The 25982-nt window shown below is 44.0% G+C and carries 22 protein-coding genes; 11 read left to right on the top strand and 11 right to left on the bottom strand.

The genetic code is table 11. The features are described from left to right. Positions 1-17 precede the first annotated feature (17 nt). A complete protein-coding gene (locus tag ACST14_RS09340) occupies positions 18-506 on the top strand; it encodes a DUF4442 domain-containing protein (RefSeq protein ID WP_459462886.1) in 489 nt (162 codons plus the stop codon). Here the strand turns inward: ACST14_RS09340 and ACST14_RS09335 are convergent. Beyond that, positions 501-1130, bottom strand: coding sequence for a hypothetical protein (locus tag ACST14_RS09335; RefSeq protein ID WP_459462884.1), 630 nt, complete (start codon positions 1128-1130; stop codon positions 501-503). The two genes, ACST14_RS09340 and ACST14_RS09335, sit on opposite strands and share 6 nt — an antisense overlap. Positions 1131-1214: 84 nt before the next feature. Here ACST14_RS09335 and ACST14_RS09330 point away from each other — a divergent pair, with 84 nt between their 5' ends. After that, positions 1215-2678, top strand: a complete 1464-nt coding sequence (locus tag ACST14_RS09330) for a cryptochrome/deoxyribodipyrimidine photo-lyase family protein (RefSeq protein WP_459462882.1) — start codon at positions 1215-1217, stop codon at positions 2676-2678. Then, entirely contained in the window at positions 2675-4114 is a 1440-nt protein-coding gene (locus ACST14_RS09325; RefSeq protein ID WP_459462880.1) for a cryptochrome/photolyase family protein, read from the top strand. The genes ACST14_RS09330 and ACST14_RS09325 overlap by 4 nt, the downstream gene beginning before the upstream one ends. Here the strand turns inward: ACST14_RS09325 and ACST14_RS09320 are convergent. The 6 genes from ACST14_RS09320 to ACST14_RS09295 all read right to left on the bottom strand — a co-directional run bounded on the left by ACST14_RS09320 (position 4094) and on the right by ACST14_RS09295 (position 7632). After that, positions 4094-5170 carry an FAD-binding domain-containing protein gene (locus ACST14_RS09320; protein WP_459462878.1) on the bottom strand — a complete coding sequence of 359 codons (1077 nt, stop codon included), beginning with the start codon at positions 5168-5170 and terminating at the stop codon, positions 4094-4096. The genes ACST14_RS09325 and ACST14_RS09320 overlap by 21 nt on opposite strands. Next, entirely contained in the window at positions 5170-5463 is a 294-nt protein-coding gene (locus ACST14_RS09315; protein WP_459462876.1) for a TIGR03643 family protein, read from the bottom strand. Before ACST14_RS09315 ends, ACST14_RS09320 begins: the two co-directional genes overlap by 1 nt. Beyond that, positions 5438-5575, bottom strand: coding sequence for a DUF2256 domain-containing protein (locus ACST14_RS09310; protein ID WP_252624661.1), 138 nt, complete (start codon positions 5573-5575; stop codon positions 5438-5440). Before ACST14_RS09310 ends, ACST14_RS09315 begins: the two co-directional genes overlap by 26 nt. Before the next feature lie 50 nt (positions 5576-5625). Further along, a complete protein-coding gene (locus tag ACST14_RS09305; protein ID WP_459462874.1) occupies positions 5626-6411 on the bottom strand; it encodes a PhzF family phenazine biosynthesis protein in 786 nt (261 codons plus the stop codon). A gap of 4 nt (positions 6412-6415) precedes the next feature. After that, on the bottom strand, positions 6416-7318 hold the full coding sequence (locus ACST14_RS09300; protein WP_459462872.1) for a CorA family divalent cation transporter: 903 nt from the start codon (positions 7316-7318) through the stop codon (positions 6416-6418). Positions 7319-7386: 68 nt separating this feature from the next. Beyond that, on the bottom strand, positions 7387-7632 hold the full coding sequence (locus tag ACST14_RS09295) for a hypothetical protein (protein WP_459462870.1): 246 nt from the start codon (positions 7630-7632) through the stop codon (positions 7387-7389). A 197-nt stretch (positions 7633-7829) separates the two neighbouring features. Between ACST14_RS09295 and ACST14_RS09290 the strand changes: the two genes are divergently transcribed. Next, complete coding sequence (locus ACST14_RS09290; RefSeq protein WP_459462868.1) at positions 7830-8603, top strand: glycerophosphodiester phosphodiesterase family protein; 774 nt, start codon at positions 7830-7832, stop codon at positions 8601-8603. Here ACST14_RS09290 and ACST14_RS09285 read toward each other — a convergent pair. Further along, positions 8577-9215, bottom strand: a complete 639-nt coding sequence (locus ACST14_RS09285) for a DUF4386 domain-containing protein (protein ID WP_459462866.1) — start codon at positions 9213-9215, stop codon at positions 8577-8579. The genes ACST14_RS09290 and ACST14_RS09285 overlap by 27 nt on opposite strands. Positions 9216-9362: 147 nt before the next feature. On the opposite strand from ACST14_RS09285, the gene ACST14_RS09280 reads away from it, so the two are divergent. Continuing rightward, positions 9363-10274 carry a LysR substrate-binding domain-containing protein gene (locus ACST14_RS09280; RefSeq protein ID WP_459462864.1) on the top strand — a complete coding sequence of 304 codons (912 nt, stop codon included), beginning with the start codon at positions 9363-9365 and terminating at the stop codon, positions 10272-10274. A gap of 223 nt (positions 10275-10497) precedes the next feature. On the opposite strand, the gene fabV is transcribed toward ACST14_RS09280, so the two are convergent. Together fabV and ACST14_RS09270 are read right to left on the bottom strand one after the other, a co-directional pair. Next, positions 10498-11700 (bottom strand): enoyl-ACP reductase FabV, encoded by a 1203-nt coding sequence (gene fabV, locus ACST14_RS09275; RefSeq protein WP_459462862.1) that lies wholly within the window; start codon positions 11698-11700, stop codon positions 10498-10500. 91 nt (positions 11701-11791) lie between these two features. Beyond that, positions 11792-14266 (bottom strand): zinc-dependent metalloprotease, encoded by a 2475-nt coding sequence (locus tag ACST14_RS09270; RefSeq protein WP_459462860.1) that lies wholly within the window; start codon positions 14264-14266, stop codon positions 11792-11794. 144 nt (positions 14267-14410) lie between these two features. Here ACST14_RS09270 and ACST14_RS09265 point away from each other — a divergent pair, with 144 nt between their 5' ends. After that, positions 14411-15697, top strand: a complete 1287-nt coding sequence (locus ACST14_RS09265) for a GntP family permease (RefSeq protein WP_459462858.1) — start codon at positions 14411-14413, stop codon at positions 15695-15697. Here ACST14_RS09265 and ACST14_RS09260 read toward each other — a convergent pair. Continuing rightward, the gene (locus tag ACST14_RS09260) at positions 15686-16771 is read right to left on the bottom strand and encodes a Gfo/Idh/MocA family protein (protein WP_459462856.1); all 1086 of its coding nucleotides are present in this window, start codon (positions 16769-16771) and stop codon (positions 15686-15688) included. The two genes, ACST14_RS09265 and ACST14_RS09260, sit on opposite strands and share 12 nt — an antisense overlap. A gap of 103 nt (positions 16772-16874) precedes the next feature. Between ACST14_RS09260 and ACST14_RS09255 the strand changes: the two genes are divergently transcribed. From ACST14_RS09255 to ACST14_RS09235, 5 genes are read left to right on the top strand one after another with little or no spacing between them, the layout of a single operon-like run. Further along, on the top strand, positions 16875-18335 hold the full coding sequence (locus ACST14_RS09255; protein WP_459463131.1) for a DUF1501 domain-containing protein: 1461 nt from the start codon (positions 16875-16877) through the stop codon (positions 18333-18335). Positions 18336-18338: 3 nt separating this feature from the next. Then, positions 18339-21113, top strand: a complete 2775-nt coding sequence (locus tag ACST14_RS09250) for a PSD1 and planctomycete cytochrome C domain-containing protein (protein WP_459462854.1) — start codon at positions 18339-18341, stop codon at positions 21111-21113. A 4-nt stretch (positions 21114-21117) separates the two neighbouring features. Further along, positions 21118-22188 (top strand): NHL repeat-containing protein, encoded by a 1071-nt coding sequence (locus ACST14_RS09245; RefSeq protein ID WP_459462852.1) that lies wholly within the window; start codon positions 21118-21120, stop codon positions 22186-22188. Beyond that, on the top strand, positions 22189-23610 hold the full coding sequence (locus ACST14_RS09240) for a c-type cytochrome domain-containing protein (RefSeq protein WP_459462850.1): 1422 nt from the start codon (positions 22189-22191) through the stop codon (positions 23608-23610). 53 nt (positions 23611-23663) lie between these two features. Continuing rightward, on the top strand, positions 23664-25982 hold the full coding sequence (locus ACST14_RS09235) for a PSD1 and planctomycete cytochrome C domain-containing protein (RefSeq protein WP_459462848.1): 2319 nt from the start codon (positions 23664-23666) through the stop codon (positions 25980-25982).

The raw sequence follows: 25982 nt of genomic DNA, 5'->3' as shown, positions 1-25982 counted from the left end.
CAGAACATGTACTTGCTATGAACCCACACTTCCCTGCCTTCAAACGAATCATTACAAATCCCGTACTATTTAAGTTTTTTGTTTTCCAAAAGCTTTCCTCCGCTTTTTGGGCAGGACTTTCTATCGCCCATTTCGATGAGAAATCGTGTGAAGTGCGCGTGAAGCTTTCTTGGTTTAATCAGAATCCGTTTCGTTCGATGTATTTCGCGGTGGAGGCGATGGCAGCTGAGATGAGTTGTGGGATGTTGGCTTTGGGGCAGATATATAAACGTCAACCGGCCGTGAGTATGCTCGTGGAAAAACTGGAAGCTAAGTTTGTCAAGAAAGCAACCGGGGTTATCATTTTCACCTGCGAAGATGGCGAGGCTTTACGTGACACGGTGAATGAGGCATTGCAAAATCCGGAGGGAACAAAATTGCAAGTAACTTCTATAGGCCGAAATCAGGCGGGCGAGATTGTCGCTGAGTTCTATTTAACCTGGACGTTTAAGGCGAAGAACTTATAGGTTGTATTTCAAGCTGATTGTACCTATCACTTGGCCGTCTGTTAGGGTATAATTGCCAAAAGCTTTGGCCTGAAAATGCTCGTTAATATCATACGAAATCGTCTCCGCTACACCCGTTAAATCGCCCACGCTCAAATAATATCCTTGCGATAAAAAGTTCCATTTTTTGTGGTGGTAATTCGTATTTCCAGAAATCAAGGTCACTTTAAAATCGGTATTGCGCGCCTGACCATTTAATATGAAAGAACCCACGCTCATCTTTTTGCTCAACGGATAAGACATCGTTAATTCCCGACCGAAGAAACTTGTCACTTCATAATCCTCCGTCATTTGAAAAGCCGGCATGTGAATTCCAATTATAGCCTTAAATTTCTTATCAATAAATCGGTAACGTGTAAATAAGGCTACCGTGGTGGGCGTCATGCTCTGAATACGCATCATATACATCAAGTGCCCTGTTAAACGTTTTTTAGGATTGGTCCCCGCATTAATGATTAAATTAGGCTCTTTCGAGGTAAAAGCGGGGATAAAGGAGAATCCACCCGTACTCATTTCAATGCTTGCGGTTTGAGCAGTTAGTGAAAAAGAGGCTATTACAAGGCAAACGATAAGCAATTGTTTCATTTTGATACATTAATATTATAAGGCGGTGCAAAGGTACGCCTTTTCTTTCTGAAAACATCCTAGGGGCTTTTAAGTTATTCATTTATGCCAAAGTCCCCGATCCATATTGTCTGGTTCAAACGTGACCTCCGTTTTACGGATCACGAGCCGCTGTACCGTGCTTTGGACTCCGATATTCCAGTGTTATTGGTTTATTTCTTCGAACCTTCTCTGATTGCTTTCCCTGACAGCGATGTGCGGCATTGGCGATTTGTGCATGAATCTTTAATGGAAATGCGGGGGCGATTAGAGGATCGAAATGGACAGCTTTATATGTTCCATTCCGAGGTAATTCCTGTGTTTCAGGCACTGGCTTCTGTGTACGATATCAAGACCCTATTTTCTCATGAAGAGATTGGAAATGGACTAAGTTATCAGCGGGATAAGGAAGTGGTCGCGTTCTGCGCGCGGGAAAAAATTGCTTGGAAAGAGACCCCCACGAATGGTGTCATCCGTCGCTTAAAATCTCGCAAAACCTGGCAGCAACGTTGGGAGACTACGATGCGAAGCGAACCGTTTTTTCAGCGGGACGGTAATTGGAATTTACTTACGTTATCTTCTAACTTTTATACCACTTTTAAAGGCCCCGAATTACCTGAGACTTTTCGTACTCGCAATCCTATCTTCCAAGAAGGGGGCGAATATTGGGGCTGGAAATACCTGAAAAGTTTTATCGATACCCGACATGAGGGATATAGCTCTTTGATCAGTAAGCCAGAGGCAAGTCGAAAAGCCTGCAGTCGGATTTCCCCCTATTTAGCCTACGGGAATATCAGCATGCGCATGGCGCACACGTTTACGATGCAGCATTATAAAACGGCTAGAAACAAGCGTTCACTACAAAATTTCGTGTCTAGACTTCACTGGCAGAGTCACTTTATTCAAAAATTTGAGGATGAATCACGGATGGAATTTGAGCCAGTAAATAAGGCCTACCAAAGTCTCGAAAAACCGCGTGATCTCGCACTTATTGAAGCTTGGCAAACGGGGAAAACAGGGGTTCCTTTAGTGGACGCCTGCATGCGCTGCGTGGTCGCCACTGGTTATTTGAATTTCCGCATGCGCGCCATGGTCGTCTCCTTTTTCGTCTTTAATCTATGGCAAGATTGGCGGGATTTAGCGCATTTTTTAGCGCGGCAATTTCTCGACTACGAACCCGGTATTCATTACCCCCAAATCCAGATGCAAGCCGGCGTCACCGGCATTAATACCATCCGAATTTACAATCCGGTAAAGAATTCGTATGCCCATGATCCAGATGGCATTTTCATTAAAAAATGGCTTCCCGAATTAGCACAGGTTCCTCCCACACTGATCCACGAACCTTGGAAACTGAGCGATATGGAACAAACCCTTTATGGAGTTAAGATAGGTGTGGATTATCCAGCGCCCGTCGTAGATTTAAGTGCAACTCGTAAGACGGCATCGGATCAAGTGTGGGCGATGCGGAAAACGAAGAAGGCCCGAAAAGAAAGTAGTCGAATCCTACAAAAACACGTAAACAAATGAGCGCATTCCTGATTTTCCCACACCAGCTTTTCGAAGAGACTTTGGCTCAGGAGGAAGATGTTTTCTACCTGGTCGAATCTGATTTATTCTTTCATCAATACGCCTTTCACAAGCAGAAATTGATTTTTCACCGGGCGAGCATGCGGGCCTTTGCTGATCGACTGCTTGCAGCTGGAAAGACGGTGGAATACATTGACGCACAGGATCCACGTTCTTCAGAAGTGGCATTAGCGGCATCAATAACGGGCGAAATTACCCTATTCGACCCAAATGATTATTTGCTCGAGCGGCGCCTGCGTCGTTCTGGCACTTTACGTTTTTTACCTAGTCCTAACTTCTTAAATACGGACACCTCCCTTTTAGGAAATCGCAAACCCTATTACCAAACCGCTTTCTATACCCAGCAACGGAAAGACCGCGGAATCTTGTTAGAAGAAGACGGCAAACCCGTGGGAGGTCAATGGACTTATGACACGGAAAATCGCAAGAAAATTCCGAAGAATACGTTCATCCCGGCCCCATTTCCAGAGGCGGTCCCGAACGAATATATTAGCGAGGCAATCAGCTATGTGGCATTGCATTTTCTGGATAATCCCGGCGTGAGCGACATGCCCTTTTCAGGAGCTTATTATCCCGTGACACATGCGGAAGCTCAAGCGGCTTTGGAGTTGTTTCTAAAGGAACGAATACACTTGTTCGGTGATTACGAAGACGCGATAAAGGCGCAAGAGAAGACTTTGTTTCACAGTATTTTAAGCCCGCTGATCAATGTGGGTTTGTTAAATCCTACAGACGTAGTCGCGCGCGTAGCAGCATCTGATGGACCTTTAAATAGTGTGGAAGGCTTTATAAGACAAATCATCGGCTGGCGCGAATTTGTCCAATTGCTGTATCGAAAGATAGGCGTTCAACAGCGCACTACGAATTATTGGGGATTTACAAACGAAATGCCAGCTGCTTTTTATGATGGAACCACAGGTGTGTTGCCCATCGATCAATCGATTCATAAACTATTGAAAACGGGCTATAATCACCACATAGAGCGCCTGATGGTGTTGGGAAATTTTATGTTATTGTGCGAAATCAAGCCCGACGCGGTTCATCGCTGGTTCATGGAAATGTACATCGACGCCTACGATTGGGTGATGTTGCCTAACGTGTATGGCATGTCGCAATTCAGCGATGGGGGCTTAATGACCACGAAACCTTATATCTGTGGTTCGAATTATATCCTGAAAATGAGCGATTACCCGAAAGGCGAATGGCAAGAGATTTGGGATGGCTTGTTTTGGCGATTCTTAGATAAACAGCGGGAGACTTTCCGCAAAAATCCGAGATGGGCGATGCTGATTAGTACCTGGGACAAGATGCCTTTGGAAAAAAAGGAAACGCATTTAAACAATGCTGAAACGTTTCTAGCTAAGCTTTTTGCTTAGTTTATTCCAAAAAGAAAAGAAGCTATTGAACTCCCCTACTAATCCTGGAGCCAATGTCGGATGCTCCTCGCGGACCCCTTGAAAATGAGCGTTAATGGGATGATCACGGAACATTCCACGCAAGGGTAAATCCGAATATTCGCCATAATAAATCTGCATTCCGGGTATGTTTTCAGCGAGCGAAAGGATAAACTCAATCGTCTTAGGAGCCATCGGATGCTTCGCAAAATGACTGGGTTCTAAAACCAAAATACGGTTGCCTACTTCGCCTTCGTGGAACGTGGGATCTAACGTATAGTGGGTGTAAACGAAGGTGGGTACATCTGCTTGAATCTTGAGTGCTTTCGTCACCGGTGCCGTGAAAACAAGCTCGGCTTTCGCGGATTCCCTTAATTCCTCTGGTACTTTGCGCAAAGGTAATTCCTCATAACTATAATCTAAAAAAGTGCCTTGTTGCTTGCTGCCAGTGTACTTATTAACATTCTCCTGATTCACATAATACAACTTACTACTAAAAGTACCTGCGCACCATTGCCAACTCAACGCATTGCTCGCTAAATCCCCATCCAATAAATGATAATACAACCAAGCAGCAGGCGCCGACCAATGGTATTTCCCCACATTACAAGTAATGGAAGCAAGGTACATGCGGAGGTGATTGTGCAAATATCCGCGCTGCGGAAACATGGCTAAAAAAGTGTCCAATGATCGAATTCCCGTCTCTGCCGCTAACACAGCAGCCGGAATTCCTCGGTGCAAAACTCCTTCTTGCGGATGCCGAATATCTGTAAAAATGGCATCGCCTTTCTGGAACCAAGTACGCGTATAAAACTCCCGCCAGGCTAATTCTTGAATGAATTTTTCAGCCTGATCCATGCCGATTCCTCGCTCTTTTAGTCGTGTAACGACTTGAGGTACGGTGATAAATCCACGTGATAAATACGGCGAAAGGTAGGAAACACCTCCGTTTAGAAAATTACGCGAACGGGCGTAATGAGCCGGATCGAACGCATCAATACGGGCATAAACGGCCTCGAGTGTGGTAGGAAATTCCACTAGCGCTTGCTGATTTTATTCATACTAATGCCTCGCTGCAGCGTGCATTTGAAGCGCGGATCTACGGCAACCCGTTTTTGCAGGTGTTTCGTGCCGCGACCCGTCATGCGCTTGCGCCACATCCGAAAACTGGACTCTTTGCTATTAAGACGCATGAATTCGATGACCTCTTTTTCTTTTAAGCCAAACTGGAACTCGATCGCCTCAAAAGGGGTGCGATCTTCCCACGCCATTTGGATGATGCGGTCGATGTCCTCATCGGAAAACTTATTTGCTACGTCTGCACTTTTCACCACAGTAGATAATTTGATCCCAATTCTTCTCCCATTTCTTGCGCCAGGCGAAGGGGCGATTGCAAACGGGACAGGTTTTGGAAGGTAAATGTTGTTTTTTAACGCCTTGCATAGGGATTAAACGAGGAGGGCGACAAATTTGTTTTGACTATTTTGCGTTAATTATACTAAAATCTCTCCCCTCAGATAGAGGACACTTTTCCCGGCAATTTCCACTCGATCGCCTTTCAGCGTGCACGTGAGAAAGCCTGTACGCTGGGATAATTGCATCGCCGTCATGGTTTGTTTACCTAAAACGCTGTGCCAAAAAGGCATCAATGTCGTATGAGCCGAACCTGTCACCGGATCCTCATTCACCCCACAAGCAGGACCAAAAAACCGAGAAACAAAATCCGTCTTTTCTCCCGGAGCTGTCACGATAATGCCGCGCACCGGATGAATTTTCAAGGCTTCGAAATCAGGTTGAAGACTTAGGATATCGGCCTCAGATTCATAAATGAAAAGTAAGTCTGTTTTCCCTTTATAAACGGCTAGCGGAGTCAGGGAAAGTCCCGCGCTATGCACAGGTTCAACCGCAATTTCATTGATCGTATCACAAGGGAAATTCAAAACTAACTCATCCTCTCTTTTACTAACCATAAGTGGGCCACTGCGATGGGATAGGAAGTGTACATCATCACTCGTGTGACCTAATTCGTGAAATACCACATGCGCACTCGCTAAAGTCGCGTGGCCACATAAATCGACTTCCACGGTGGGGGTAAACCAGCGAATTTTATATCCCTCACCAGACGGAACAATAAAGGCCGTTTCTGCTAAATTATTCTCCTGAGCAATATTTTGCATCAGCTCGTCCGAAAGCCATTCATTTAAGGGACAAACGGCGGCAGGATTACCTTTAAACAGTTGATCGCTAAAGGCGTCGACTTGGTAGATGGGAATTTTCATGAATTTAAAGCCATTTTTTGCGGCGGAACCAAGTAAAAATAAATGCACTGATGAGCACCATTGCCAAGATTAACGTGGGGTATCCCCACTTTGAACGCAGCTCCGGCATATAATCAAAGTTCATACCATAAATCCCCGCCAAAAAGGTAAGTGGCATAAAAAACACGGAGAAAATGGTTAAAACTTTAATGACTTCATTCGTTTTTTGCGCTGAAAAAGATAGATAGAAATTCACCAGGTTAGAAACATCCTCGTGGATAAGGTCGTAAATTTTTACCAATTTTGAATGTAAGTCCCGCACCTCTTGTAGCACAGCTGCATCCTGCTCTAGTACATTTATGGAACTAACCGCCTCTTGACTAAATAAAAGCAATTTTTTGCTGATAAGTGATTTTCGTTTGATTTGATAGAGTTCGGACAGCATTAGATGGGTTAAATTTTGGGCAAATACCTTCCTCTCGAACTCATCTAATTCGTTAGACAAATTCACAGCAGGCAATTCATAGGTATGTAATATGTGCCAAAGAATTTTCGCCACCAAAGACTCTACTTGTTCAAAGATTCCTGTAGTAAAAAAACGTGTTTGCACCTCTTGAATAAAATCGTGTGGCAGACGATGAATAGTTATTAAGAGTCCTGCTCGATAAAAAAAAGCCACTTTAGTCGATAAGGATTGGATCGTAATGTTTTGTTTCCGCGCCGGATGAATCAGCATTCGCGTGATAATAAAATGCGTGCCGTCCACATCTTCATGCTTAGGTAAGTGGTCGGGTTGCATACAGGCAGAAATAGCCTGCTTATTAAGCGAATAAGTCTGGCTTATTTCATCTAATTCTTCCTGGGTAGGAGCGGTCAAGTCGACCCACTCCATTTGCTTATTAGGGCTAGTTAATTTCTGTATGGACATGTATCACGATTCAATTAGTCCTAAGTAAGACAAAAAGATCGAAATACCGACAATTTATGTAGTCTTTTTTAGGCTACTTCCTCGTAAACCGCATCTAAATAATCGTAAATCAAATTAAAATACGTAACCGCTAAATCCCCCGCTTCATTGTCATTAGATAAATCAAAAATGGTTGATTGAAAAATACACGTTTCAAAAATTTGATCGATGTAATAATCTACATCAAAAATTGATTTTGAATTTGAGGTGTAAGATTCAAAAACGGCTCTTACAAGCTCCATTTGCGGTTCTGATAGTCTTAAAGCTGATTCCATGATCATTTTTGTTTAAGTGATTTTCTCATCAAAAATAACAGAATAATGGAGTGCCTATATAATCAAATAGTTAAGTAATTAGCACCTTTCTGTTATGAATTTGGTGCCCATTTAATGACATATAATTTAACTAATACGTAATGTATTTGCAGCGAAAATAGAGGATATTACATGGTATAATTTTTAGAATGGCCGGCATGATTAAAAACTTTATTTTCCTCACGTGTTTCGCATTTATTTCTCAAGCTGATCCTGGAATATCTGCCCACCGCGGAAATACAGGAAGGGCGCCAGAAAACACGTTAGCCACGTATAAAAATGCCCTAAAATTACGGGTGAATTTCATCGAAATCGATGTGCGCACTTCGCTCGATGGAGAATTAATCATTCTGCACGATGGATCTCTTAATAGGACGACAAATGGAGAGGGCCCAGTAAAAAATGTACCCTTTTCTGAATTGAAAAAACTATCGGCGGGAAAAGGCCATGTAGGATTTGAAAAAGAAAAAATTCCAAGTTTAGTGGAAGTTTGTCAACTGATTTCTCGCTGGAATAAATGGCATACGAAAAAAACCTTTATCTATGTGGATTGCAAAGAGGTGGCGCCTAAGCCCTTGGTAGAAATACTTAAAAAATACGGTCTCGCGTCCGAGTCTTGCTTTTATGGGAATGACACATTTTTGCTCTCGCTAAAAACCGAATTCCCTGGAGCCCGACTGATGCCTAGCCTCCGGAAAAAGGAAGAAATAGCCTCTAAAATAGCGGCTTTACATCCCTACGCGTTCGATGCCAATTTTCTTTCCTTAACTAGCGAAATGGTGGTAGAAATTCATGCGGAAGGAATACATGTATTCACGGATTTGCTAGGGCCACTAGACAAGGACGTTAATTATACGAAAGCGGCTCTTATGGGGGTGGATTTAATTCAGACCGACAAGCCCGCCTTAGTCCTTAAAACCCTTCACCGTTAAATATATCCCCAGCGAAAACTCCCATAACGCTATCGGTACGGCTGACAAGCCTGCTAGAGGAGCCCGTTGATCAAATAAGCCGAAAAGAACCGCCACATCGCCGGCAGCTAACGTAAATGCCCCTATGATTCCGATGATAGGAAGAATGCGGGGAACTAAACGTGTTTGGTATAAGAGAGTTCCTAATAGAAGCCCGTTAACGGCTGGGATGAAACTTTGGCTTATCAAAAAAAGGCGATCATATAGCATCACTAAACCTCGCGACATCACTTGCGCTTCTGCTCCTAGGCTCCGCAAATTCAATACTGTTAATAACGCAGCAACTCCAGCAAAAATTAGTGCGGCCTCTAATACGCGTGCGGCCACAAAACCCAAAGCGAGCGTTTCATTTTGCTTCTTCAATACTGGATAAAGCACAATCGCCGTGCCTATGCAGAACAAGGCCATCAACAATTCCAAGATCCCGCCAATGACCACATCGGAAGAGGGGGCAGCACTGAGAATAAAATTAGACTGATGAATTTCGTGGTATAACGACAGGGTCGGTATCGAAATGAAGGTGAGCAGGTAAAGAATACCCGCAGCGAGGGAAGTTTTGCGTGATGCTGTCATAGATGCAATTACGCTATTTTACTCCTGGCTTACACTGATTATTATTTAAATGGTAATTAGGCACGATTATGAAAGAATAATAGATTCTAATTAGCAAAAATTAATAATTTTTATTTAGGTTTAAGACAAAATACATAATGTCTTATTATGAACTATACCTTAAATCAATTACAGATTTTTGTCAAAGTGGTGCAAACTGCCAGCATCACGAAAGCTGCAGAGGAGCTTAACCTAACGCAACCTGCCGTTTCCATTCAGATCAAAAACTTTCAAGCGCAATTCGAAATTCCACTTCTTGAGATCATAGGCAAGAAAATTTATATTACGGATTTTGGCAAAGAAATAGCTCACTCCGCTAAGGGTATTTTAGATCAAGTCTATGCCATCAATTACAAAACGATGGCCTTTAAAGATCAGCTGGTGGGGCGCCTAAAGATTTCCATTGTTTCCACCGCAAAATATGTATTACCGTATTATTTAACTGGATTTCTACGAACGAATCCTGGTGTAGAAGTTAGTGTAGACGTGACAAACAGAGAAAAAGTACTAGAGAGTCAATTAGAAAATGAAGTTGACTTTAGCCTCGTTTCCGATGCGGTAGATAATCCACATTTCGATTATATTGAAATATTAACTAATGATTTATACCTAATTGGAAATGGGGAAACCGCTTTACTGAAGCCCACTTTTAATTACCATGAATTTAAAAACGAGCTTCCGTTGATTTTTAGAGAATTAGGTTCTGGCACTAGAAAAGTGATGGAGACTTATTTCAAAAAACAAGGAGTGGATGGCTTGAAAAAAATCGAACTAATGTCAAACGAAGGCGTTAAGCAAGCAGTAATAGCTGGATTAGGTTATTCTATTATGCCTATTATTGGCTTAAAAAATGAATTGAAATCGGGAACGTTAAAAATCATTGAAAGACCAGGTTTGCCTATTTCCACTAGATGGAAATTAACGTGGCACAAGGACAAAAACTTGTCTCCTGTAGCGAAAGCATTTTTAAGCTATTCATCTGAAAATAAGGAACAAATCAAAAAGAAATATTTTGACTAAAAAAAAGCCAAGCAAAATTTGCCTGGCTTTTATAAAATATTTTTTTCATTAACTAAACTAACACGTTTGAATTAATTCATTGAGTTAGAATCGTTTGCGTACAAAAATAGACGCAAGACATGATTAATGATATTTAAACTATTTTATAAAATTCATAAAAAAAATTAATGCTTGCGCCGCCGTGCAGGCGTTCGAGAATGTTCCTCACAAAAAAGACGCTGTTTTATTTTTCTACAGTTACAAGACCCGGAATCAGCACATTTTCATTCGATTCTGCCGCGTAATCTATGCCTTCAATACCGAAACCAAATAGATTTGAGAAATCTGATTTATAGCCATTTAAATCTCCGATTGCCGTTAGATTCTCCGTAGTAGCGCCTTTCCATAATTCAGCCACTTCTTTTTGAACATCTGCATTCATTTCCCAATCGTCAATGCGGATACGTCCTTTTTCATCTACTGGAACGACCTCATTTGTATATAAGCGTGCACTGAAAAGGCGTTGAATTTGCTCAATACACCCTTCATGCGTAGCGTTTGCTTTCATAATCTTGTAAAGCAAAGAGATATATAAGGGGATTACTGGAATCGCTGAACTTGCTTGCGTTACTAGGGCTTTGTTGACTGAAACGAAGGCTTTGCCTCCTATTTTGGCCAAATCCTCTGTAATCTTAAACGCCGTAGCTTCTAAATGATCTTTCGCCATTCCGATCGTTCCCTTACGGTAAACTGGCTCTGTCACTTTAGGTCCAATATAAGAATAGGCAACAGTCGTCGCGCCATTCGCTAGAACACCCGCGTTCAACAAGGCGTCCATCCACATCTGCCAATCTTCGCCTCCCATCACAGTTACCGTATTCTCCATATCCTCCTCGCTGCAAGGTGTAATCGTCACTTCCGATACAATTCCGGTGTGAAAATCAACCGTCTTATCCGTAAATGTATCGCCGATAGGCTTCAAAACGGAACGATGCAACACGCCCGTTGTCGGATGTTGACGAACTGGAGAAGCTAAACTGTAAATAACTAAATCGATTTGGCCTAAATCTGCCTTAATTAAATCGATCGCTTGTCTTTTCACTTCGGTAGAGAACGCATCGCCATTAATGCTCTTCGCATAAAGGCCTGCTTTGCCTGCCGCTGCTTCGAAAGCAAGGCTATTATAATATCCTGGAGAGGCTGTTTTGCCTTCTGAAGGTGCTTTTTCAAAGAAAACTCCGATCGTCGCGGCATCCGATCCGAATGCGCTCGTGATGCGAGACGCTAAACCAAAACCCGTAGAGGCTCCGATCACAAGCACTTTTTTAGGGCCATCGATGGCTCCCTTTGATTTAACGTAGTCAATTTGATTTAAGACGTTTTTTTCGCAACCCTTCGGGTGAGATGTTAAACAGATAAACCCTCTCATTCTAGGTTCAATAATCATAGTGCTTGAATTTTGTTTGTGCAAATATAGTCAATGCCCGTATATTTGTCATAACAGTACCCGTTTTCATGCTCTAAGATCTGATCGCGGGTTACTTCCTAGGATTCAAAATCAAAGAAACACGCTCCAAACAATCGTCTAAGTGATAACGTACTTCTTTGTCCGTTACCTTCCCTTTTGCCACAGCCAAACTTGCTTGAAGCGACTTCAATTCACCACGAACAATCGAACGCACATCTGACTGCGCTACTGGATAGGTTTCACGAGCCCCGAAAGGACTAGGGGGTGCAGGAGCCTGGTCTGTCATCAATAATTTCATTCGCTCAATGTAGGCTTTCTGTAAATTACGACGATACAAATCGATGTTCTTTCCGCTAGCTAATTCACTCCAAATACCACCGCGCAAGTCTTGGAAAAGATCAATCGTCTTGTAGTTATTAGGCGTAGTTAAGGAGCTGTTATCTAAGCGCGCAAAAGTCTCTAAACTTAACATCCGGTTCAGCGGACTTACTTGTAGACTTCTGATTCTATCCACGTACCCCATCATGTGATGCGTCACTACTTCCTTGTTGATCAACCAATCTACGTTCGAAAACGCATTGGCAATGATCCAATTCACAGCGGATTGTTGGCTCGCTTTTGGAACCACGTTATAAGACGAAATATTTTGATTCGGTTTAGCATATTGCTCGTAAACACCGCCCACCATCGTGGTCACATGACCCACATAGCGAGACCAAGAACCTAATAATTCGTCGTTTAATTCGATTAAATCTTCGTAATCGTTCGTCTTTTTGCTGGTCCAATCGGCTAAGTTTTTAGCCACATACTTCAAATTTTTAACCGCATACGTACTCGCGCGAACGGGATCATTTCCCACATCTTCTGTTTGAGAACTAGGATCAAATGTCGTTCCTTGATTGCCAAAACGGAATCTAGGATCCCCTGCCTTCGCCTCCACCCATTTATTCAAGGTAGGCACTTCGTCTTCCGGACGAACCGCATCCGGCAAAACGCGATAACCCCAATTCACTGCATAATTATCATAAGGCCCCATTTGACGGATGTAACGCACTCCCTGGTCTCCCGGCTGCGCGATGTAATTAAAGCGAGCATAATCCATGATACTCGCAGAAATACCCTCCTTATTGGTGAAATCAGCCTTGCGGTAATTCTCCACTTCATAAGAACTACTCGCCCCCATATTATGCGGGAAACCTAACGCGTGACCCACCTCATGTGAAATCACCATCTCCATCATCTCCCCAATATCCTCTTCACGGGTATCAAGCGTGCGAGCGTTCACATTAGAAGCTCCCGTTTCTAATAGGAAACGGTTACGGTAAGAACGCAAATGGTTATGGTACCAAATAATATCACTTTCAATAATCTCGCCAGAACGCGGATCGCTGACGCTTGGTCCAGTGGCATTTCGTGTTGTACTCGCTACATAGCGAATCACCGAATAACGAATGTCTTCAGGAGAAAAATCCGGATCCTCCGCTGCGGTCGGTGGATCTTTGCAAATAATAGCGTTTTTAAAGCCCGCTACCTCAAAGGCTTTTTGCCAATTCTCCACCCCTTTCTTCATGTGCTTGCGCAACTTCATCGGTGTCGCAGGATCCAGGTAATAAACGATTGGCTTAATGGGTTCTACTAGTTCTCCACGCTTATAAGCTGCCATATCTTTCGGCTCTAAACGCCAACGCTGTATGTAGGTTTTTTGATCTGATTTAAGTTCTTCACTCGAATAATCGTATTGTTTTTGGGTGAAATAACCGACGCGCTCATCAAATAAACGGGGCTTCATCGGCTTCTCAGGCAATAAAATCATCGATTGGTTCATCTGCAAACTGATGGTCTCTGTGTAAGCCGTCGCAGATGGCTTCGATGCGTTATAAGTGAAATCTTGTAGCACTTCGATATTCAAAGGGAATGATTTGATGGAGCGAATGAAACTCCGAGACGCATCTAAATTTCTTACCCCGTGTGTTACGCGCAAGGAGGCATCTAACGCGCTCATCGCCGGAATGTCACTGCCGTAAAACTTCGTAACGTCAATAACTAAAGAAGTCGAATCTTTGCTGTACGTTTCAATGTCAAACATATACAAAGTCGGCTCGTAATTATTCGCCTTTACCGATAAGCTAATCGGCAATGAATCTGCCGCCACCGATGTGTAGGACTTGATTTTGATCATAATCTTTTCTTGGAATTTCTCCCACACAATCAGTTGCTCCCGGGAGGACGTTCCCGCATTGACATAGCCTCCGCCGATACCACTAGGAAGTTTGGCGATTTGGCTAACTAATAACATGTCTTTGCCCAGGTGTTTCTTCGGGATTTCGAAATAAAATTTATCGCCTACTTGGTGCGTAGTGAATAGGCCTTTTTTGGATTTAGCTTCCTTGGTAATGACTTGATCGTATGATTTGGATTTAGAAACCGGTTTTTTAGCGGCTAAGGTATCTGCGGGTTTCGCAGCAGGAGCAACAGGTGTTCTAGAGTTTTGCGCTTGGCTTAAAAAAGTGACTGCGCACAGGCAGACAAAAAGTAATTTTTTCATAGGTTTGAGATCATATTCTGATGTGTAAACCAAATGTAATAAATCTTGTTTTAAAATTAGTAAGACTCGACCCCTACAGGATAAATCTATTTGGAATTGTGGCCTGCTTTTTCCAAATTGGCAATTCAAGCATTCCCGAAATATATGCCCATTTGGCTCCTTATCGGCATAGCCATCCTAGTATTAGTGACCCTCATCTCGGTCATGAAACTACAGCCATTTATTTCCTTTCTTTTCGTTTCGCTAGGCCTGGGAATCGCTGGTTCGCTAAGCCCCGAACAGACCATTTCCGCGATGCAAAAGGGAATTGGGGGGACGCTGGGGGCTATAATTCCCATTATTATTTTAGGGGCCATGATGGGAAAGATGGTGGCCAAAAGCAAGGCGACGTTCGTGTTATCGGAATACTTTGTTCAACTTTTTGGCCCTAAAAACCTACCGGTAGCCTTCATGTTAATCGGCTTTATCGTGGGACTTCCTCTCTTCTTTTCCGTCGCCTTTTTATTACTCGCGCCACTCGTTTTATCGACCGCAGAACGATATAATTTACCGCCGGTTTATTTAGGAATACCCATGCTGGCCTCGCTTTCGATTACGCAAGGGTTCCTGCCTCCGCATCCTGCGCCCTATTATTTAGTGACGCATTTACCGGGCGCTGAAATGGGTGCGACACTAGGTTATGGTATCCTGATTTCCATTCCGGCGATGTTGGTTTCCGGCTGGTTGTTTGGGAAGACCTTAAAAAATATACCTGCCTCTCCCATGTCTTTTGTGGAAGCTGATGAAGCCGGCCAAAACCCGAGTGTGGCAACAAGTTTATCCATTTTATTATTACCGGTGGCATTAATCGCCATCAAATCATTTGTTCATTTACCGCTCTTCGATTTACTAGGAGAACCGATGGTTGCCTTATTAATCTCCGTGTTTGTTTCGGTCTATTTTCTCGGAATTAAACGCGGAATTACTTGGCCCGAAATCAGCGGATGGTTACTGGATTCTATCAAAGAAATTTCGCCATTGATGTTAACATTTGGAGGCGCAGGCGCCTTCAAAGAAATATTACAGGAAATGCACGTGGGCGATGCCTTGCATAAACTAACGCAAGGGGCTGAGCTGAATCCCTTGATTATTGCCTGGGGCATTGCCGCGGTTTTGCGGATTGTAACCGGCTCATCTACGGTTTCAGGCATCACCACCGCTGGCTTGATTTTGCCCTTATTGGCCTCCTCTGGAACGAACCCGAATCTGCTCGCCTTGAGCATCGGCGCGGGATCCATGGTATTATCACATGTGAATGACGCGGGCTTCTGGCTCTATAAAGAGTACTTCGGCGTATCCATTAAAAACAGCTTGCGCTCCTGGACCGTCATGGAGACCATTCTCGCCGTCGTGGGATTGCTAGGCGTACTCGGCCTGGAACTAGTTCTGTAATAGCACTTTTTTGCCCGTTTTTGCTGACTCCCTAGCGGCAGATAAAATCTCCACCACCACTTGATTTATTTCATAAGAAGACAAGTCCATTTTGGGCTTAATACGACCTTGCACCACCGCTGCTAAATACGGAAAAACATTGGAAACCTCGTGAGGCAGAGGGTCCAGCGAAAGCATGCCTTCCTTCCCAAATCGATCCCCCGAAACATAGCGCATCTTGTTTGTTTTATCTGCCACCAAAATTCCTTTCGTCCCATAAACTTCCGTATCCTTTCGGTCAAAAGGCCAGTTCCATGAGGCTTGAATAATCGCCTGGCAATCCGGATAGGTTAGAATGATACTCGCCTCATCGTCTACTTTGGGATATACATCCGGCTTCAGTTGTTGCGTCACCGCCGTCACCGCGATGGGTCTTTTGCCATCCATCAACCAGGTCATGATATTCGCGCCATAGCAACCAAAATCAATGATCGCCCCACCCCCATTCAGCACAGGATCTGTCAGCCAATTCAAAAACTCCGGCGCACATCCGATTTCCTTCGGCCCACGATGACCATCCATAATGACCACTTTGCGAATCGTTCCTAAGGCTTTTTCTTCTTTGACCATCTGCCACATTTTGGCATGAGACGAATACCAGGTCGTTTCAAAGTTTGTCAACAGATGAATCGGATTTTTTGCCACCATCGCTTTAATTTGGTTCAAGTGATCCATATTAACGGCCAAAGGCTTCTCCACAATCACATGTATTCCCTTAGGTGCACAGACTTTGACTACTTCTAGGTGTTCATAAATACTATTGAAGGCCGCAATCGCTTCTGGCTTCGTTTTAGCTATCAATGCTTCTAAGGAAGGGAACCAAAGGGAGTCTGGTAGATTTTGCTTCTTCAAAAGCGACATCGCTAGTTCTTTATTTGGTTCTGCAAAACCGACGATAATTACATCTTGCTGAGGCTTTTTAATCGCCGTATATACTTGCCCTACGTGTCCATGGGTCATTCCGGCGATACCGACACGTAGCGGTTTGGCCTGAAAAAGGAAAGGAAATAGGAGGAATAAAAGTAGCTTTTTCATGATTATACTTTTTTCGGGAATTTATAAAATTTTACCTATATAATTGTGCAAAATCGTATATTTGAAATTGCGGCCTATCCGCTCGTATCCTGATAAAGGCAGAATGGACAAATTAGTAAAAGAAGCGATCGAAAAAGAAGCCACGCTGGCTACAAGGAGACATTTCTTGCAGTCGCTGGGGACAGGTATTGGCTCCCTCGCCTTCGGCTCTGCGCTATGGAATTGTTCCTCGCCTTTAAAAAACCAACAGGCCTCTACCCGCATTCCTCCCCATTTTGCGAAAGCGAAATCCGTCATATTTTTACATATGGCTGGCGCGCCATCACAACTAGAATTATTCGACTATAAACCCATTTTGGCAAAATTTGACGGCAAAGAATGCCCTAAAGAATTGCTCGATGGGAAGAAATTTGCTTTCATTCGAGGCGTGCCTAATTTACTCGGGCCTAAAGCTAATTTCATGCAACACGGGAATGCAGGACATTGGATATCAGACCACATGCCCCATTTAGCCACTCAAGCCGATAAAGTCACTTTTTTAAAAGGCATGTATACGGATCAGTTTAATCATGCTCCCGCACAATTGCTGATGCACACTGGATCCGCGCGACTAGGGCGGCCGTCATTAGGCTCTTGGGTTTCGTATGGCCTGGGATCCGAAAACGAAAACCTCCCCTCCTTTATGGTTCTTGCCTCCGGGGGTAAAAACCCAGATGCAGGAAAGTCTGCCTGGGGAAGCGGTTTCTTGCCGTCGGTTTACCAAGGTGTCCAATGTCGATCCGAAGGAGAACCCATACTTTTCATAAAGAATCCGGAAGGCGTAAATACCGATATCCGCAAAGCGAGTATCGATGCCATCAATGCGGTGAACGAAGAGACCTTCGCGGAATTTGGCGATCCTGAAACGGTGGCTCGAATTGCGCAATACGAGATGGCTTATAAAATGCAAAGTTCCGTACCAGACGTCATGGACATAAGTAAAGAGCCGGAATATATTCATCAATTATACGGAACAAATCCGGGCAAAGAATCATTCGCAAATAACTGCTTGCTCGCCAGAAAAATGGTCGAAAAAGGGGTTCGATTTGTGCAGCTTTTTGATTGGGGTTGGGACGCGCATGGAACAGGGAAAAATGAATCGGTGGATTTTGGTTTACATCAAAAATGCCTGCAAACGGATCGAGCCGTTTCCGCGCTATTGATAGATTTAGAACAGAGGGGATTATTGGATGAAACCTTAGTTGTTTGGGGCGGGGAGTTTGGGCGTACTCCCATGCAAGAAAACCGAGAAGGTAAGAAGCAAAGTTTTTTTGGGCGCGATCACCACACGGAGGCATTCACGATGTGGCTGGCTGGTGGCGGAATCAAACCCGGGATGTCCTTCGGTGAGACGGATGATTTAGGCTATGCGACGGTGAGTGGAAAAACTTCCATTTATGATCTGCAAGCCACCATTTTACATTGCTTAGGTATTAACCACGAAGAATTTACATTCCCTTTTCAGGGGCGAAATTTCCGCTTGACCGACGTATACGGGAAAGTGATTAAACCGATTTTGGGTTAAGGGATGAAAAAAGTATACATTTTTCTGGGCCTTTGCATTGCGGGAATCACCGCATACTACGTTTCGAGCAAACAACAGCAGGTGGATTATAGCACGCAGATCAAACCCATCCTGAATAAAAATTGCATTTCCTGCCACGGAGGGGTAAAAAAGCAAGGCGGCTTTAGTTTACTTTTCCAGGAAGAGGCGCTAGGAAAAACGAAATCCGGAAAACCTGCCATTGTTCCTGGTCACCCAGAACAATCCTCCTTTATTCAGCGACTGCATAGTCGTGACCCGGAAGAAAAGATGCCTTATCAAAGACCGGCTCTTTCAGCAGAGGAAATTGATTTATTAACCACTTGGGTAAAAGAGGGGGCAAATTGGGGAGAGCATTGGGCCTATCAAGCTGTAGAAGATCCTAGTATCCCGTCGGGAAATTGGTGGGAAAAAGCGCTGAGCTGGGTGGGGATTTCGCCGAGTTGGGCAAAAAATGACCTGGACTATTTCGTACAAGCGGAGCAAAAAAATCACGGACTTTCCCATGCCGCAGCGGCTGAAAAAAACGATTTATTGAGACGGCTTTATTTGGACTTAACGGGGCTTCCGCCTACCGCGTCTGACTTCCTAGAATTTGAAAAAGATGCATCAGATCAGGCCTACGAAAAGCAAGTGGATAAGCTGTTGAAATCTCAGCATTTTGGTGAAAAATGGGCCGCCATTTGGATGGATCTAGCGCGTTATGCAGATACGAAAGGATATGAAAAAGATGAGGCGCGGAGTATTTGGAAATACCGGGATTATGTCATCGCCTCCTTCAATCAGAATAAGCCTTATGATCAGTTTATCAAAGAGCAACTAGCAGGGGACCTGCTTCCGAATCCGCAAGAAAACGACTTCATCGCGACTGCTTTTCACCGCAATACCACGAACAACGATGAGGGCGGGACGGAAGATGAGGAGTTTCGCACGGCAGCTATTTTAGATCGGGTAAATACCACTTGGGAGGTACTTCAAGGCACTAGTTTTGGCTGTGTACAATGTCATTCTCATCCCTATGACCCCATCCGGCACGATGAATATTACCGGTATATGGCTTTCTTCAATAACTCCCGTGACGAAGATGTTCCTGATGAATCGCCTACGTACAAACACTATAAACCGGACGATGAAAAAACGATTGCGCGGTTGAAGGCATTTTTAGTAAATCAGCCGATGCCCTCCCAAAAAGCATGGGGAAATATGATCCGATTTGTAGAGCCTAAAATTCATCCCCATTGGGCTGACCAGTTTGAGAATGGGGCTTTGGCAGATAATAAATATTTAGCAATTCGGCATAAGGGTTCCGCTAGATTTAAGGCTGTTCCCATGATGGGGAAAACAAAGCTGTTGATTGCCTGCCGAAATTCGGGTCCAGCGCCCACCATCTTGAACATTCACCAAGGCACAAAAACAGGGCCGATTATTGCGTGCATCAAATTAGACACCACGCTACAAGAAAAGTATGCGGCGCCTAAAGGCCGTTGGGTAAAAGGGTGGGCTTATACCTTTGTTAACATCCCGTCTCTACCGGGAAAGCAAGACCTCGTTTGGGAGTTTATTAATGCTAGAGCGAATCCGGATCAAACAACGGCAACCATTGGATTTTTTGCTTTACTGCCGGAGGTTCCAACGCAACTTAAGTCTACCGAATTTGAAAATCTAGCTATACAGGCCATCGCATCTGAACCTGAATTGACTACGCCGGTTATGCTAGAAAACCCAGCGGATTATGCTCGAACTACGCGGGTGTTCACGCGCGGTTCTTGGTTAAATCCGGGATCTTCCGTTCAGCCAGGAATTCCAGCGCTCTTTAAAAATGCGGCAGTGACTAATCGATTGGATTTAGCGAATTGGATCGGATCCAAAAGCAATCCATTAACCGCCCGAGTAGCGGTGAATCGATTCTGGGAAACTTTATTTGGAATCGGGATTGTGGAAACGTTAGAAGATCTGGGAAGCCAAGGTCTTGCTCCTGTAAACCAAGCCTTGTTAGATCATTTAGCTTATAAATTTCAGGTTGATTTTAGGTATCAGCCAAAAGAATTTTTAAAGTACCTCGTGATGTCAGCCAGCTACCAGCAATCATCTATTACTGACGAAAAAACGCGGGAAAAAGATCCGAATAATCGCTACATCACCCGAGGTCCACGCATTCGCTTAAGTCCAGAACAGCTACGCGATCAGGTGCTGGTTTGGTCTGGTTTATTAAGTCCAAAACTAGGGGGTCCAAGTGTTATGCCAGAGCAGCCGGAAGGTATTTGGAACGCTCCCTACAGTGGCATGCAATGGAATAAAAGTGATGGCGAAGACCAATGGAGGCGTTCGCTCTATACCTATTGGAGGCGAAGCAGCCCCTACCCGACGATGGTCACTTTTGATGCCGGAACGCGGGATATTTGTCTTTCTAGGCGGATACGCACGAATACGCCTATGCAAGCTTTGAATACCTTGAATGATCCCGTATTCTTAGAGTCCTCTCAGTTTTTTGCGCGCAAATATCCTGAAAATGGAATTGCTTTTATTCAAAAAGGCTATGCCGATTTATTTGGGAAAACGATCTCTCCGAAAAAAGCGGAGAAATTGAATGCCTTTTATGAGCAAACATGGAACTATTATCGAACGCATTCTACGGAGACTTTGGCCTTTTTACGACTTTGTCCAGATAATGAAATTCCCCCTAATCCTGCCCTATTAGTGGCGAAAACCTTAGTCGCAAATGCCTTATTCAATATTGATGAAAGCGTGAATAAACCTTAATGAAATGAAAGAACCTATACACCGCAGAGACTTTTTAAAAACCAGTTCCGCACTTATCGGCACCTCTTTGCTAACGAACAATTCTATGAAAAAAATCGCACCCAAAGCGGGGGAAATAACCCTCGGTCACGGATCATTCACCTACAAAGTAGTTCCTAATTGGGGCATATTAGATGCCGGGAAAAATCCAGTAAACGACTGCCACGAGATGGTGGAAGATGCGAAAGGACGACTTTTTTTACTAACAAACGAAGTCAAAAACAACGTCCTTATTTACGATAAATCAGGCAAGCTTTTAGACTCTTGGGGACACAGCTATCCCGGGGCACACGGCTTAACTATTTTAAATGAGGGAGGCGAACAGTTTTTATTGATTTGTGATAATACCCGCCATCAAGTGATTAAAACCGACTTAAAAGGTCGCGAAATTTTCAAGATTGACTACCCAAAAGAGACGGGAATGTACGATCATCCCCATCAATTTGTTCCCACTGAAACGGCGGTAAATCCGAAAAATGGCGATATCTATGTGGCAGATGGGTATGGGTCTAATTATATTATTCAGTATGATTCGAAGGGTCGCTACATCCGCCATTTTGGAGGATATACAGCAGGTTATGCGGACGATAAATTCAATTGTTGCCACGGCGTTTTAGTCGATACACGTGATCCGAATAACTGGACTTTATTAGTGACAGACCGGGTGAACAATAGCTTTAAGAGATTCACTTTAGACGGCAAATTCATTACTCGTTACCACTTACCTGGCTCTTTTGTTTGTAGACCCGTTTTACACGGGGACTATATTTTAGCAGCCAGCTTCAGGAGTACAGACGCGTCCTGGCCAGGTTCTGGATACATTCAAATTTTGGATAAAAATATGAAGGTTGTTTCTACTCCGGGCGGTTCGGAACCCATCTATAAAAATGGTGTTTTGCAAAAGCAAGTAAAAGACGACGAAAATAAAGTGTTCTTCCACCCACATGATGTGTACGCAGATTCCGATGAAAATATCTACGTGCCGCAGTGGGCATCTGGAAAAACTTATCCTATCAAATTAGAGCGAATCGGATAAATGATAGTTGCGGAGGCGGGCCAGCCATGGCTTTTATTTTGGGGACATTTCCATCCGATGCTGGTGCATTTACCCATCGGGATGTTTTTCATTGCAGGTATTTTGTATTTTTTTGCCAAAGAACGGGATTCAGAACCTATCGTGATTCGCATTTTAATCTGGACCTCCGCTTTTGCGGTAATCTCTGCAGCGATGGGTTGGGCACTGGCGCAATCCGGGGAATACGATCCAGATACTTTACAAATACACCAATGGCTGGGCGTGAGTACCTGCGTTTTGTCTGCGGGTTTAGCTTACGCCATGCGCACGGGAATGCCATGCCGTCTTAATAACGCGCTCTTTATCCTCGGCCTAACTTGCCTCACCATCACTGGCCATTATGGAGGAAATCTAACGCATGGATCCGATTATTTAACGGCGAGCTTGCCTGCTTCGGCACGCGAAATTTTAGGGATAGAAAAACAGGAGAAAGAACTACCTAAAATAACTAACCTACCAGAAGCGCTGGTCTATGGACAGCTAGTTAAACCACTTTTAGAACAGCGATGTATTTCCTGTCACAATGCCGAAAAACAGAAAGGCAAACTTCGATTAGATACCCCCGAATTTATCTTGGTAGGAGGAGAAGATGGGAAGATCATTTCCGCGGGAAAGCCCTTAGATAGCGAGCTCATTAAGCGCTTATTGTTAGACGCGAATGATGAACACCACATGCCGCCCAAAGGAAAAACCCCACTAACAGAAAATGAAATTACCTTGCTACATTGGTGGGTACAAAATGGCGCCGATTTTACTAAAAAAGTGGCGCAGCTACCGGCCGATGAAAAGATAAAGACCGTTCTAAAAACTTATACGCAAGTGGAAGCTACGCAGGAGTCGCCCGTATTTAAATTATCGATAGATGCCGCGGACGAAGCAGACCTAGCGATCCTAAGAAAGCACGGATTAGTAGCAAACCCCATAGCAAAAGACCAGCCCTTTATAGAAATAAATGCCATCAATGCGCCGCTCATTTCGACGAAGGAACTCGCAGATTTAAGCCGGATTCAAGATCAAATTGTCCATTTGAAATTAGGCAATACGCGTGTCGGAGGTGATTTTATGAAAGAAATTGCTGCCATGCCTTTACTCATAACACTCGACCTACATCATACGAAAATCACCGACAAAGACCTAGAAGGCCTTAAAAACCTTGCCTACTTAGAATCACTTAATTTAGTAGGAACTGCCATTGGCGATAAAGGGCTGAGTGTTTTGGCGAAAATTAAATCCCTGAAGCGTATCTATTTATGGCAAACCCAGGTAACTGAAAAAGGACTCCAGCAACTTAAAAAAACAAGGCCTGATGTAGTTATTCGATCAGGTTTTAAAGGTCGATGGCCCTTGGAAGTAGATAGTGCCGTAATAGCTTCCGGCAAATAGCAATTTTCAAAGAAAAAATTTAATCGTATATTTCCGTATTCGTTGTGAAAAATATGACATTATTGAACAAGCGATTTTGGTTCTTATTCATCCTGGCCGTCGGGAGCATTTTTGCGTATACGCAATGTTCCGATACCCAAGCCCAAGACACCTCCATGCCCGATGTCATTGACTATAACTACCACATCCGCCCTATCCTTTCGGATCGTTGCTTTAAATGCCACGGGCCTGACGCAAACAAGCGCAAATCAAACTTACGTTTAGACACCCAAGAAGGAGCATACGCGGCGTTTAAAGATAATCCATCCATGCATGCCATCGTTCCAGGAAATCCGGACGCTTCCGATGCATTCATGCGATTAATCACGAAAGATACCTCGCTTCGGATGCCTACGATGAGTTCTCATCTAACGGTTTCTGAACATGAAATAGACCTCATCGAAAAATGGATCAAACAAGGTGCCGTCTACAAGCCCCACTGGGCATTCATAAAACCTGTGAAGTCGGCATTGCCAAAGGCAGATGAAGATTGGGTACGCAATCCGATTGACTATTTTGTCTATGCAAAAATGGCCGAAAAGTCGCTGGAGCCTAGTGCTGAAGCAACTAAAGAGCAACTTTTAAAGCGGGTTGCTTTGGATCTTACCGGCTTGCCTCCGAGCCTGGAGATGCAGGATCGATTCCTTCGCGATGAAAGTCCAGAAGCATACGAAAAAATGGTTAATGAGCTTATATCGAGCAAACATTATGGCGAGAAAATGGCCGTTAGCTGGCTAGATTTAGCCCGTTATGCGGATTCTCACGGGTATCAGGACGATGGATTGCGGACCATGTGGCCCTGGAGGGATTGGGTGATTCACGCCTTTAATTCGAATTATTCCTATGCGAAATTTGCTTCTTGGCAACTGGCCGGCGATTTAATGCCGCGTCCCTCGAAGGAGATGATGCTGGCCACCGGCTTTAACCGCAATCACAAGATCACGCAAGAAGGAGGGGTTATCGATGAGGAATACCGGGTAGAATATGTGAATGATCGGACGAATACGTTTTCCAAATCTTTCCTAGCGCTCACCTTCGAATGTGCCCGCTGCCACGATCACAAGTATGATCCAATCTCCCAAAAAGATTATTACAGCACCTACGCCTTCTTTAATCAAGTGCCAGAAAAGGGCTTGTTTGGGACAATTGATGCGTCCTTCGCGGATCCTCCGAATATGTCCATCTCCACGAAAGATGTGCAATCTATTTTGAAGTTCATTCACAAAAAGGACACAGCCACTGTGGACGTAATGGTGATGGCGGATTCTGTACGTTGGAGACCTACGTATGTGCTTTCCAGGGGAAATTATGATATGCCAGGGCCAGAAGTAAGAGCTGGAATACCCAAAAGCATCCTGCCCTTCAGTCCTGCCAAGTACAGTCAAAATAGACTAGGCCTATCTCGCTGGTTACTAGATCCTGCGAATCCATTGACGTCCCGCGTTTTTGTGAATCGGTTATGGGCACAGTTTTTTGGTAGAGGAATCGTGAAAACTGTTGGGGATTTTGGAATGCAAGGTGAACTGCCTACTCATCCAGAATTATTGGATTGGCTAGCGGTTGATTTCCAAACACACGGCTGGAACATCAAACGATTAGTGAAGCAAATCGTCTTGTCCGCCACTTACAGACAAGCCTCCACCGTAACATCGGCATCACAAAAAGTAGATCCTGAAAATAATTATTTATCCCGCATGTCCCGTATCCGTATTCCGGCGGAACAAATAAGAGATCAAGTTTTGGCCTCCGCAGGCATTTTAAATCCAGAAATCGGCGGGCCTAGTGTGAAGACCTACCAGCCGAAAGGGCTTTGGGAAGTGGCCACTTCTGGACGTGGATCGCTGATGAATTATATCCAAGATCACAACCAGGATTTATACCGCCGTGGGATGTATGTCTTTATCAAACGAACGGTTCCGCCACCTACCATGTTGATTTTCGACGCGAGTAATCGAGATCAATGCGAAGTTCAAAGGGGTCGAACAAATACGCCATTACAGGCTTTGGTGATGATGAACGATCCACATGTGTTAGAGAGTTCGCGTGTTTTAGCAAGTCGAATCTCACATGAAAAGGGATCCATAGAAGAGAAATTGACGAAGGCATTTAGACGAATTGTCTGCCGGGCTCCTAAGAAAAAGGAGCTGAAAATGCTAATAAACTATTATAAGGCAGAGCAGGAATCTTGTGTGAAAAACCCGAAAAAAGTCCAGAAATTGATGCAAATAGGGGAATACAAACAGGACAAAGCGGCTGTTACGGGGTCCACGGCAGCAATGATGCTGACAATTCAATTAATCTTTAACCTGGAGGAGGCCATCATGCGCGTGTAA

The sequence above is a fragment of the Aquirufa sp. A-Brett2-15D genome, assembly GCF_054558735.1.
This window is presented reverse-complemented; position numbering and strand designations above follow the sequence as displayed.

Bases quoted from the DNA above. Each gene is read 5' to 3' on its own strand.
- ACST14_RS09265 (WP_459462858.1), top strand. From the start codon at position 14,411: ATGCCCATTTGGCTCCTTATCGGCATAGCCATCCTAGTATTAGTGACC.
- ACST14_RS09325 (WP_459462880.1), top strand. From the start codon at position 2,675: ATGAGCGCATTCCTGATTTTCCCACACCAGCTTTTCGAAGAGACTTTG.
- ACST14_RS09240 (WP_459462850.1), top strand. From the start codon at position 22,189: ATGATAGTTGCGGAGGCGGGCCAGCCATGGCTTTTATTTTGGGGACAT.
- fabV (WP_459462862.1), bottom strand. From the start codon at position 11,700: ATGATTATTGAACCTAGAATGAGAGGGTTTATCTGTTTAACATCTCAC.
- ACST14_RS09270 (WP_459462860.1), bottom strand. From the start codon at position 14,266: ATGAAAAAATTACTTTTTGTCTGCCTGTGCGCAGTCACTTTTTTAAGC.
- ACST14_RS09330 (WP_459462882.1), top strand. From the start codon at position 1,215: ATGCCAAAGTCCCCGATCCATATTGTCTGGTTCAAACGTGACCTCCGT.
- ACST14_RS09290 (WP_459462868.1), top strand. From the start codon at position 7,830: ATGATTAAAAACTTTATTTTCCTCACGTGTTTCGCATTTATTTCTCAA.
- ACST14_RS09235 (WP_459462848.1), top strand. From the start codon at position 23,664: ATGACATTATTGAACAAGCGATTTTGGTTCTTATTCATCCTGGCCGTC.
- ACST14_RS09310 (WP_252624661.1), bottom strand. From the start codon at position 5,575: ATGCAAGGCGTTAAAAAACAACATTTACCTTCCAAAACCTGTCCCGTT.
- ACST14_RS09280 (WP_459462864.1), top strand. From the start codon at position 9,363: ATGAACTATACCTTAAATCAATTACAGATTTTTGTCAAAGTGGTGCAA.
- ACST14_RS09260 (WP_459462856.1), bottom strand. From the start codon at position 16,771: ATGAAAAAGCTACTTTTATTCCTCCTATTTCCTTTCCTTTTTCAGGCC.
- ACST14_RS09335 (WP_459462884.1), bottom strand. From the start codon at position 1,130: ATGAAACAATTGCTTATCGTTTGCCTTGTAATAGCCTCTTTTTCACTA.
- ACST14_RS09245 (WP_459462852.1), top strand. From the start codon at position 21,118: ATGAAAGAACCTATACACCGCAGAGACTTTTTAAAAACCAGTTCCGCA.
- ACST14_RS09340 (WP_459462886.1), top strand. From the start codon at position 18: ATGAACCCACACTTCCCTGCCTTCAAACGAATCATTACAAATCCCGTA.
- ACST14_RS09255 (WP_459463131.1), top strand. From the start codon at position 16,875: ATGGACAAATTAGTAAAAGAAGCGATCGAAAAAGAAGCCACGCTGGCT.
- ACST14_RS09285 (WP_459462866.1), bottom strand. From the start codon at position 9,215: ATGACAGCATCACGCAAAACTTCCCTCGCTGCGGGTATTCTTTACCTG.
- ACST14_RS09300 (WP_459462872.1), bottom strand. From the start codon at position 7,318: ATGTCCATACAGAAATTAACTAGCCCTAATAAGCAAATGGAGTGGGTC.
- ACST14_RS09305 (WP_459462874.1), bottom strand. From the start codon at position 6,411: ATGAAAATTCCCATCTACCAAGTCGACGCCTTTAGCGATCAACTGTTT.
- ACST14_RS09250 (WP_459462854.1), top strand. From the start codon at position 18,339: ATGAAAAAAGTATACATTTTTCTGGGCCTTTGCATTGCGGGAATCACC.
- ACST14_RS09295 (WP_459462870.1), bottom strand. From the start codon at position 7,632: ATGGAATCAGCTTTAAGACTATCAGAACCGCAAATGGAGCTTGTAAGA.